3 protein-coding genes and 2 pseudogenes are annotated in these 7,587 nt (G+C 50.9%); 4 read left to right on the top strand and 1 reads right to left on the bottom strand.

Features of this window, described 5'->3' with window-relative positions; translation table 11 throughout:
• Window positions 1-309 precede the first annotated feature (309 nt).
• The 4 genes and pseudogenes from HMCN_RS19950 to HMCN_RS0116550 all read left to right on the top strand — a co-directional run.
• Window positions 310-702 (top strand): annotated as a pseudogene (locus HMCN_RS19950) (4-hydroxyphenylpyruvate dioxygenase); the annotation flags it as partial.
• Entirely contained in the window at window positions 686-1,879 is a 1,194-nt protein-coding gene (locus tag HMCN_RS0116540) for an amino acid aminotransferase (protein WP_025918426.1), read from the top strand. The pseudogene HMCN_RS19950 and the gene HMCN_RS0116540, both read left to right, overlap by 17 nt.
• 109 nt (window positions 1,880-1,988) lie before the next feature.
• A complete protein-coding gene (locus tag HMCN_RS0116545) occupies window positions 1,989-3,554 on the top strand; it encodes a methyl-accepting chemotaxis protein (RefSeq protein ID WP_025918427.1) in 1,566 nt (521 codons plus the stop codon).
• Between the two features lie 108 nt (window positions 3,555-3,662).
• Window positions 3,663-4,021, top strand: a pseudogene (locus HMCN_RS0116550) (IS3 family transposase); the annotation flags it as partial.
• A gap of 205 nt (window positions 4,022-4,226) precedes the next feature.
• Here HMCN_RS0116550 and HMCN_RS0116555 read toward each other — a convergent pair.
• Entirely contained in the window at window positions 4,227-7,541 is a 3,315-nt protein-coding gene (locus HMCN_RS0116555) for a tyrosine-type recombinase/integrase (RefSeq protein ID WP_081801557.1), read from the bottom strand.
• Window positions 7,542-7,587 lie beyond the last annotated feature (46 nt).

Here is a 7,587-nt window from a genome sequence, read left to right on the forward strand (position 1 = left end):
CGGGCCGAATTATGCGGGAATGTAGCTGTCTTCTCAAATCGGGGTAGCGATTTCAATCGCTGCTACCGGCTTAACGTGGGCGGTTGCTATGTCCAAGTGCAACAAGACTAAGTTTGTCGGCTCAGTATGCGTTAAAGTCAAAAGCGTCCATAGGAAAGAACAGCTCGGCGGAGCATTTCCAGTCCAGTGATTTTCTGGGCCGGGTTTGAGTTTCCATACGATGCCGTCAAGCTGTTGTGAGTAATGAGAGAGGTCAGACGGTTCTGGTGCAAATTTTCCATTAAGTTAAACTTTCTGGTTTTAAAAGCGTACATTGCCTTGTTTTCCGATGATTTGATCGCGACTGTAGATACAGCTTAAAGCTGTAGGATTTTCGTTAATGGCTACGCCGTCCGCCTCTATTACGACATGCTGGAGTCGCGTCTTCCTGGTCATGGTGAGCCTGTGGTTGCGTTACAGGCGAGTGGTATTTTGCTCGGCAGTACAACCGAGCGCGGCGACAAACGTCTTTTGCTATAAATTTTCTCAGCTCCGATGTTGGGCCCGGTATTTTTCGAGTTCATTCAACGCAAGGGCGATGAGGGATTCGATGAAGACAACTTTAGAGCGCTATTCGAATCGTTAGAGCGAAACTGGGTGCGTCGCGACGTGCTTCCCCTGAATAATTTTTACTATGAGGAACGCCATGTTCGAACATGTTGACGCCTATCCGGGCGATCCAATTCTTACGCTGAACGAAGAGTTTTTACACGACCCACGCCCAGAAAAAATCAATCTGAGCATCGGTGTGTACCTGAATGAAGCAGGGCAACTGCCACTGATGGGTGCCGTGCGTAAAGCCGAGCAGAGCATATTGGCGCAGCCAGTTAAGCGCACATATCTTCCGATGGAAGGTATGCTGGATTATAGAAATGCGGTTCGCTGTCTACTTTTCGGAGAAGATCACCAGGCGGTGTCAGAGAAACGTATCGCCACTATGCAGACCTTGGGCGGCTCCGGCGCATTGAAGATCGGTGCTGATTTTCTTGCGGCTTATTTCCCGGGAGCACAGGTATGGGTCAGCGATCCGACTTGGGACAATCATCACGCCATTTTTGCAGGCGCCGGATTTGTGGTCAACAGCTATCCGTACTACGACCCTGGCATCCAGCATGTCAATTTTGAGGCAATGCAAACCGCGCTGGAAGCGATTCCTGTGGGCAATATCGTCTTGTTGCACGCATGCTGTCACAACCCAACAGGGGCAGACCTGAATACGCAACAGTGGCGTGATCTGGCGACGATTATTCAAAGTCGGTCGTTGCTGCCGTTTTTTGACATTGCTTATCAAGGATTTGGGCAAGGGATTAAGGAAGATGCATTTGCGATTCGTTACTTTGCTTCACTAGGCATTCCGATGCTGGTCGCCGGTTCATTTTCCAAGAACTTCTCGTTATATGGTGAACGCTGCGGTGCCTTGCACGTGTTGTGCAACGACGAGGGTCAGGCGAATAATGTGCTGGGTCAATTGAAGGCTGTGGTGCGCCGCAACTATTCAAGTCCACCGACACATGGTGCGCGCATCATAGCGACGGTACTTGGTAGCAGCGAACTACGCGATGAATGGCACTCCGAATTAGAGGCAATGCGCGCCCGTATCCAGTCTATGCGGGAAGGTTTATACGCCAGTTTGCAAGGCAGGATGCCAGCTGGAAAGGCAGATTTTCTACGTAAGCAGGACGGCATGTTTAGCTTTACCGGGATGACTGCGGAGCAGGTGCGTAGGCTACGGGAAGAATTTGCCGTTTATCTAGTTGGTTCTGGGCGTATTTGTCTGGCTGCGTTGACACAGGAATCGATTGTCCCAGTCACCGAGGCGATGGTGCAAGCAATGAATTAGAGAAAATAAAATGGATAATTTTGAAGCTGATGTCACCAGCGATGTATTAAAAACTTCGAAAAAAGTCGATCTATTCTATTTGATTCATTCTAGTTAGGGAGACAGAAAAATGAATTTAGGAAACCTGAAGATAGGTGCGCGTCTGAGCCTTGGATTTGGTTTGGTGCTGGCACTCATTGCGAGCGTGGCAATGCTCGGCATCAACGGCATGAACCGCACCAACGATGCGCTGCATCGCATTGTCGAAATCAACGTCGGTAAGATGGGGTTGTTGGAGGATATGGCCGGATCGCTGCACATCGTGTCGCGTGTGCAGCGCACCATCGCTCTGCTGAACGACGAAAAAGAAGTTCGCGTTCAACGCAAAAAAATCGAGGAGGCCCGCAGCAAGTACTCCGCAGCAGCAGAAGCATTGGAGAAGATGCCGCTGGATGATGACGACAAGACTTTCGTCGCCAAGATCAAAGAAGGCCAGATCGCAGCGGGGCCGCTCTTCGTCAAGTTCAACGAATTGTCCAAGACCAACCGGGATGAGGCTGTCCAGTTGCTGCTGAAGGGAGTGATACCGGCGACGGCGAAATGGGAGGATGGGTTGCACACGTACATTGAGCGGCAGAAGGAAAACAACAAGAAAGACGAAAAGGCTGCCGCAGAAACGTACGATACCGCGCGGCTGCTGACGCTGACCTTGACCGGCCTGGCGATGTTGCTCGGCAGTCTTATCGCCTGGTTCAGTACCCGCTCGATTACCCGTCCAATGACCGAAGCAGTGAGAGTCGCGCAGACGGTGGCCAGCGGCGATTTGACCAGTCGCATCGAAGTAAAAACCACGGATGAAACCGGGCAATTGCTGCAGGCGCTCAAGAACATGAATGACAGCCTGATCAGGATAGTGGGCGAAGTGCGCGTCGGCACCGACACCATCGCCACCGCCTCCAGTCAGATCGCTGCAGGCAACCTCGACCTTTCTTCCCGCACTGAGGAGCAGGCCAGTTCGTTGGAAGAAACGGCATCATCGATGGAAGAGCTGACCAGTACCGTGAAACAGAACGCAGACAATGCGCGGCAAGCTAATCAGCTGGCGGTGTCCGCCTCCGATGTCGCGATGAAGGGCGGTGCAGTCGTGGCGCAAGTGGTCGAGACCATGGGCTCAATTAACGATTCCTCGAAGAAGATCGCCGACATCATCAGCGTGATCGACAGCATCGCGTTCCAAACCAACATTCTGGCGCTGAATGCGGCGGTGGAAGCGGCCCGTGCCGGTGAACAAGGGCGAGGCTTTGCGGTGGTGGCCACTGAAGTGCGTAATTTGGCGCAACGTTCGGCAGGCGCTGCCAAGGAAATCAAGGGATTGATTGATGACTCGGTCGGCAAGGTCGATACTGGCGCCAAGCTGGTCAATCAGGCCGGTGCCACGATGCAGGAAATCGTGGAAAGCGTCAAGCGCGTCACCGACGTCATGAGTGAAATTACCGCAGCCAGCCAGGAGCAGTCCGTAGGTATCGAGCAGGTCAATCAGGCGATCAGCCAAATGGACCAGGTCACCCAGCAAAACGCGGCGCTGGTGGAGGAGGCTGCCGCTGCCGCCGAATTCCTGCAGGATCAGGCCGGTAACCTGGTGCAAGTAGTCAGTGTATTCAAGACCGATACGATGCATGTGACTGAGGTAGCCTGACTTTTTTGGACACTCCTGTTAGAGGTGGTCCCGGAAATTTGGACAGTTGGATAGGTTGGCGCTTTGCTTCACAATCTCGGCCATCAGGCCGAATGCAGGAGCAAAAGCATGGCCAAGAGAACCAGACGGAACCACTCAGGGAGTTTCAAGGCGAAAGTGGCAGTGGCGGCGTTACGCGGCGATAAAACGCTGACCGAGATCGCGCAGTACTACGAGGCCCATCCGAACCAGGTAACCGAATGGAAGCGCCAGTTGCTAGAGCGCGCCTCAGAGGTGTTTGACGGCGGTGCCAGCGCGGTCAAGGCCGACAACGGGCCAGACATCAAAACGCTGCATGCGAAGATCGGGCAACTGGCATTGGAGAATGATTTTTTAAGCGGCGCGCTCACCAAGGCGGGATTGCTGAGCGCAAAGAAATGATCGACCGTTCCCACGATCTGCCGCTGGCCCGTCAATGCCAGGCTCTGTCAGCATCGTGGCTGCATCGACCCCGGCTTGCGCGTTATAGGCTTGCTCGAAGCCGTCGCCAGAGACCGGCATGATGCGCGACTCTTCATCGGTGAGGTTGATCTGATCCTTAACCCTATATCCGCAAAGCCCCACCTAACGGCAACGATTTTCTGTCCAGTCAAACGGGGCCACCTCTGTGTCACCCAGCCCCAACAACCTGTGTCAAATGCGACCAGCGCCAACATCCACAACGCCTGATTTGATAATTACGGCCAACACAGCAAGTGCTCGATGTAAATCTCGCCCATCAGACAAAATTGCGTTGGCTTGCTGGCGAATGTTGATGCCAATCTCCGAAATTTTTGCGCGGGAGTTTCCTAGGCTGACCCGATTCTCGTTGAATGAAAAATTGGACTCATCCACCAAACCTTTGAGTCGCGATACCTCAATTTCGTCATAAAAGATAATGTTCAGATAAATCTGTGACCGACTCGCTCCCAAGTCGAGCAGAAGGGTAACGAAAGCTACAGCCTCTTCAACGTCACTTGCTACGATCCAAGGCGCTTCGCTATTCAAGCGTGCAGACCATGCTGTACATAGTGAAATAAGCGATTGCCGAAAGGATGAACTTTCATAGGCCAAATGTTGGGCGAGAGATATGACACGCTGCCTTTCTCCGGCACCGCGCTGCACACCTTGTGAGTATTTTGGTTTAGTGGTCAGAAGCTCAGAATTCGATGGTTCGAAATCGTCGAACCCGACTGTATCGACGAGCACTTTGTATGCAACAAAAAATTTATTTGCAGTGCGTTTTGAAAGCCCAAATTCATTCGATGCAAGTTCCAGCGATTCCGCCACTGAAAGCAAGTTGGATTGCCGCTCACACAGCAGGCGGTCAAAGATTTGCCACATTGCAACGTCATTGTTAACGGAATCCGCCGTTATGGCTGTTTTCGGACGGCCTTTCTTAGCCGGCCCGTCCAGGTCTGCGACAATATCTGCAACTGTAGGTATTCCGGACTTACAAATGTAATGGCTAATCAGATCAGCGCAATTCTTTGTGCTGCCTACTTTCTCACCAGAAAAACCCAGTCTTTGGCGTTGCAGCGATATAGCAGCTGCAGTTACCTCAAGCACTGAAGCTAACTTCTTGCCACTTATGTCGCTACGATTAAACTCAAGGGATGCATAAGCAGCTATGTTGTAGTGCGGTGTATGCCAATAGGTATTGAATGCGGTTGACACGCTTTCATGCCCAAGCAACATGGCAACTCTATCCATCCAAAATGGCCATGCTTCAAGATCGCCATCAATTGGGCTTGTTAAATGGGCAGGATCAATATCTCTTACCAGCTTGGCACGAATTATTTTGGATATGTTCGACTGGCCTATGTCGGGAAGCACGGACGTGGCCAGGCACGTGGCGTACGTGTGCCGCAAACTGTGTGGTACGACTGCGGCGTTTCCGGTTGCGTTTCTTAAGGCAGATGTAACCAGTTCAGATATACGTTGAGTTGAATATAGCGTACCTTTACTGGCAGGGTCAGTGAATAGCGGCGCGTCGTTCTGCGGTGCGCTACTGGTGTTATTGACTTGGGAAGAGAGAAATGTTTTTTGTTTGGTAGGCAAATTCAGGACGTCAATAATTCGTGGGCTTTTCGACTTCACTGAGCGTAGTCGATTGACTCCGACATATATTTTCTGCCGCTTATCGCCGATAAAGCAGTCTGTCGTCAATCCAAAAGCTTCTTTAAAACGCGCCCCATATCCATACCCCAGTGCCAAGAATTGATGGGAAAAATCCTGCTCAAATGCCCTGGTGCGCTTCGTTGATTGAACCGTGCGGCATGCCTGATCAAATTGATCGGCAGTGATTACAGTGCTGCGAACTCGCTTCGGTACAGTATTTCCCAAACCTATCCCAGGCACAAAAGGCGCATCTATTCGCCACTCAAGAAAACGATGGAAAAGCGCAATCACGGTATTTGTATTGAAGTTTTTGTGGGCAAGCGCATTCTTGATTTTGCGATAGAACTCGATGTAATCCTTATCCTCAAATTCCATAAAATCAACTTCCCATCCGAAGTCGACTAGCTCCGAGAGAGACGAGGACAAATAGGTTGCAATTGTTCCGAACCGAAGAAACTGTTTGCGCTTTCCACCCTCTGCTAATAAATAGCCCAAGAAATCGAAGAGCAAAGAAACAATTTGGCGTTCCTGAACCAGCTGCTCCAACTGGATGCTCAGCGGCCCGGCGAGTTGCTGGCGCAGCCGAGTTCTTTGCTGCTTGGATGCGCCTTTTCCATCTTCAAAACGCTGTCGGGCACTGGAAACAAGCGCATTTAACTCGTTCTTAGCGATTTTTCTCTGGCTTGCTGCGTCGGTATTTTTGAGCGAACTGTCAGAACGCTCACGTTGTGTGAATGGCAATTCGGCTGCTCGTTCATGACTTTCACGGAAGAATGCGGCTTCACTTCTGATATCCAGGGCAGGTCCAAGATATTTTCCAGCTGCGATTGCGCTTAGACAGCCAGGCAATCGAACAAACCACCATGGCCGAAATACTGTAATAACATCCTTTAATGTCCAATTTGACTTGGGTTTTCGGCCGAGCATCCTGATGAGGATGCGGGATATTGCCCTCCGAATCTTCGTATCGTCATTGATTTCAACGGCTCTTTTTTTGAAGCGCCTGCGAAATCCAAGAACCTGCGCCGCCGTGAGCGGACTGAGGATCACAGCTTTGTCGTACCGATATGGCGGAAGCTCCACTTCTGCCCGAACTATTAGCTGCTCATTAACGCGGTAATATTTATGCTGAGCGATGGCCAAGATGAGTGACACCAGTTGCTTTTCATTCAGTACCGCATCGAATATCACCAGACTAAGCGCAATTTGAGCCAGCCGTGCGACAGCCGCCTCAGTAGTTTCTTGTGCGCTTGCATATTCCCCAAGCTGACTTTTCCAAATGTGGCAGATGTTCTCTGCAATTGCAAAATGGCGGGCGGATATGACTTCAACGGGGCCGGGCTCCGTTCGGATCAAATTAATAGACGCCGATTGTTTGGCATCCGAAATAAGCGACATCCTGTCAAGATACCGTTTCAGTTCAATCCGACATTTTCCCTGAGTTGCTTTATCTCCTGAGAACTGATATGCAAGCTCTTTTTCAATTTTTTGTATTTCATCATCGGCAAGTCGTCCACCACTCTCTTGCAGGAATTCTGGAGTGACTATGGAATATATTGCAGCACGCGCTCTCAGCGTGGCTTGTTTGTTATCGCTATTGCGGCCTTCATAACTGCTGGTCGACGCCGCAAATGCCGGACATGAGTGATTCAACGAAGATGATGCCGACGAACGAACTCCATGTCGCCAGGCAGGAACGATTTGCCACTTTGAAATTGTCAAATACGCGTCAATTTTTGGCCGTACCCGATTGGCCCATTCCTGAACGCTCCAAGTCGAAGCTTCGCCAAAAATATGGAGATTTCGGTTGTGACCCAAAAGGGCTTCAATATCAAAACCGACGGACATTTTCTTTCCCTAAACGTAGAAGTCACGAGGGCGTGACCGGAAACTA

The organism is Herminiimonas sp. CN, from assembly GCF_000622895.1.
Taxonomy (GTDB): Bacteria; Pseudomonadota; Gammaproteobacteria; order Burkholderiales; family Burkholderiaceae_D; genus AVCC01.